This window comes from Streptomyces sp. NPDC054847 (genome assembly GCF_053610925.1).
Window position 1 is genome coordinate 1 of sequence record NZ_JBSGZJ010000642.1, and the last position, 2952, is coordinate 2952.

The following is a 2952-nucleotide window of genomic DNA, read 5'->3' on the forward strand; positions in this document are numbered from 1 at the left end:
GTCGAGGACGGCGGTAGGGGCGACCGAGCGCGCCCCGAACGCGAGGCTGAGCAGCACCGCGAGCAGCAGGGCCGCGACGGCGGCGGCCGTCCACCCGATGCGGCGGGCCGCGAGCGCGCGTCTGGCTGACATGGGAACCAATCGAGGTGCGGTCGTGTCGGGCGTGAGGACGGGCCGAGGCCGGAGCGCAGCGCCGGTACCGGTCCGAGGTTGGTAAGGCTTGGCTAAGTCTATGCGTCCGAAAATGCGTGCCTACGGGCGGGCACAATGACCCCCATGGCCCCTCACTCCGCCCCGCGCCCCCTGACCGTCGGCTTCGACCTCGACATGACGCTCATCGACTCGAGGCCGGGCATCCGGGCCGCATTTCGCGCGCTGTCCGAGGAGACGGGCGTTCCGATCGACGCCGATCTGGCCGTCTCGCGCCTCGGGCCGCCGCTGGAGCAGGAGTTGGCGCACTGGTTCCCGGACGAGCGGATCCAGGAGACGGCCGACAGGTACCGCGAGATGTACCCGGTGTACGCGATCGCCCCGACGCCCGCGATGCCCGGTGCCCGTGAGGCCATAGCCGCGGTCCGGGAGTCCGGGGGCAGGGCGATCGTCGTCACGGCGAAGCACGAGCCGAACGCGAAGCTCCACCTCGCGCACCTCGGCATCGAGCCCGACGAGACGATCGGCTGGCTGTGGGCGGAGGCCAAGGGTGAGGCGCTGCACGAGCACGGGGCGAGCGTGTACGTGGGCGACCACATCGGCGACGTGCGGGGCGCGCGGGTCGCCGGCGCGCTCTCCGTGGCGGTGCCGACGGGTCCCTGCGACGCGGACGAACTGCGCGCGGCGGGTGCGGACGTGGTCCTCGACGACCTGACCGCGTTCCCGGCGTGGCTGCGTTCCTACCGCGCGGATCCGGCCTGACGCCGCTGCGCGGCGATGGAACGCAGCACGCCCGCGGCGGCGACCATGAAGCCGACGCCCATCAGCATGCTCACCATGTAGGCGACGGTCGGAAAGGGCTCGGTGCCCAGGAACAGCGGGGCCACCGTGACCAGAGTGGCCACGGCGCCGATGATGAACAGGACGGCACCGGCACGCACCAGCCCGTCGCCCGGGGCGGGAGCGGTGGCGGGAGGAGTAGCAGTCATTCGGCCAGGGTAGTTCCCTTGCGCGTACGAACCGACCGGGGACGTCTTGTCACCAGCCTCTGGACCATTAGCCTTGGGGGTGGCGGGTCAGGCGACCCGCTGTAGTGCTATCAAGAGCCGTTTTTCGGCGGACCGACTTGCGGTGCCCCAGCGCCCAACGAGTACGAGGACGAGGACAGACGTGCCTACCGGCAAGGTCAAGTGGTTCAACAGCGAGAAGGGCTTCGGCTTTCTCTCCCGCGACGACGGCGGCGACGTCTTCGTGCACTCCTCCGTACTCCCGTCCGGGGTAGAGGCCCTGAAGCCGGGCCAGCGCGTCGAGTTCGGTGTGGTGGCCGGCCAGCGCGGCGACCAGGCACTGTCGGTGACGCTGCTGGACCCGACGCCGTCCGTGGCGGCCGCGCAGCGGCGCAAGCCGGACGAGCTGGCGTCCATCGTGCAGGACCTCACCACGCTCCTGGAGAACATCACCCCGATGCTGGAGCGCGGCCGTTACCCCGACAAGGCGCAGGGCGCGAAGATCGCCGGCCTGCTGCGCGCGGTGGCGGACCAGCTGGACGTGTAGCCGTCCCGCGGCCGACGACATGGCACCCGGCGCGGAAGGACCCGGAGTTCCGGGTCCGGGCGCCGGGTGCGTCGTCGTTGCGTGAACGCGCGGTGCGTCAGACGAAGTCGAGCGCGCCCGGGCCGAGGGGCGGTACGAGCCCTTCCGCCGCGGCGCGTGTGAGCAGTCCGCGCACGGCGGCGTAGCCGTCGTCACCGAGGTCCGCGGTGAACTCGTTGACGTACAGCCCGATGTGACGGTCGGCGACGGCCGGGTCCATCTCCTGGGCGTGCTCGAGCACGTACGGTCGGGAGGCCTCCGGGTCGTCCCAGGCCATCCGTACGGACGTGCGGGCCGACTCGGCGAGCAGGCGCAGGGTCTCCTCGCCCAGCGACCGCTTGGCGATGATCGCGCCGAGCGGGATCGGCAGGCCCGTCGTGGACTCCCAGTACTCGCCCATGTCGGCGAGGGAGTGCAACCCGTAGTCCTGATACGTGAAGCGGGCCTCGTGGATGACGAGTCCGGCGTCGACCTTGCCGTCGCGCACGGCGGGCATGATCTCGTGGAACGGCATCACGACCACCTCGCCGACGCCGCCCGGCACGAGCTCCGCGGCCCACAGCCGGAACAGCAGGTAGGCCGTCGACCGCTCGCTCGGCACGGCGACCGTCTTCCCGCTCAGTCCCTCAGAGCCTCCGGCCCGGGAGGTGGCCCCGGCGCCCTGCTCCCGCGTGAGGACCAGCGGGCCGCAGCCCCGGCCCAGCGCGCCGCCGCACGGCAGCAGGGCGTACTCGTCGAGCACCCACGGAAGCACCGCGTACGACACCTTCAGCACGTCGTACGCGTCGGCGCCGCCGTGCTCGGCCCATCCGTTGGTGAGGTCGATGTCCGCGAACGTCACGTCCAGCGCGGGCGCGCCGGGGACCCGGCCGTGGGCCCAGGCGTCGAAGACGAAGGTGTCGTTCGGGCAGGGCGAGTACGCGATACGGAGGGTCACGGTTGCTCCTGAAGGACGGGGGCGAGCTGCTGGAACGCCTTCCGCAAAGCGGCCAGCGCCTCGCCGATGCGCCAGGCCGCGCGGTCGCGGGGGCCGACGGCGTTGGAGACCGCGCGGATCTCGACGACGGGCACGCCGTGGGCGGCGGCGGCCTCGGCGACGCCGAAGCCCTCCATCGCCTCCGCGGCGGCACGCGGGTGCCGGCGGGCGAGCTCGGCCGCCCGGGCGGCGCTGCCGGTGACCGTGGACACGGTCAGCACGGGCGCGTGGGC

At 72.5% G+C, this 2952-nt stretch carries 5 protein-coding genes; 2 read left to right on the top strand and 3 right to left on the bottom strand.

The window, feature by feature from the left end; all coding sequences use genetic code 11:
- Positions 1-267: 267 nt before the first annotated feature.
- Positions 268-912: an HAD family hydrolase gene (locus ACWGH4_RS33600; protein ID WP_453467519.1), complete on the top strand. Its 645-nt coding sequence runs from the start codon at positions 268-270 to the stop codon at positions 910-912.
- Here the strand turns inward: ACWGH4_RS33600 and ACWGH4_RS33605 are convergent.
- Complete coding sequence (locus ACWGH4_RS33605; RefSeq protein ID WP_159690605.1) at positions 891-1139, bottom strand: hypothetical protein; 249 nt, start codon at positions 1137-1139, stop codon at positions 891-893. The two genes, ACWGH4_RS33600 and ACWGH4_RS33605, sit on opposite strands and share 22 nt — an antisense overlap.
- Before the next feature lie 181 nt (positions 1140-1320).
- Between ACWGH4_RS33605 and ACWGH4_RS33610 the strand changes: the two genes are divergently transcribed.
- Positions 1321-1704 (top strand): cold-shock protein, encoded by a 384-nt coding sequence (locus ACWGH4_RS33610; protein WP_005315833.1) that lies wholly within the window; start codon positions 1321-1323, stop codon positions 1702-1704.
- 97 nt (positions 1705-1801) lie between these two features.
- Here ACWGH4_RS33610 and ACWGH4_RS33615 read toward each other — a convergent pair whose 3' ends face one another.
- Positions 1802-2680 (bottom strand): 1,4-dihydroxy-6-naphthoate synthase, encoded by an 879-nt coding sequence (locus ACWGH4_RS33615; protein ID WP_453467522.1) that lies wholly within the window; start codon positions 2678-2680, stop codon positions 1802-1804.
- On the bottom strand, positions 2677-2952 hold a 276-nt coding region (locus ACWGH4_RS33620), incomplete at its 5' end, for a phosphorylase family protein (RefSeq protein WP_453467524.1). The genes ACWGH4_RS33620 and ACWGH4_RS33615, both read right to left, overlap by 4 nt.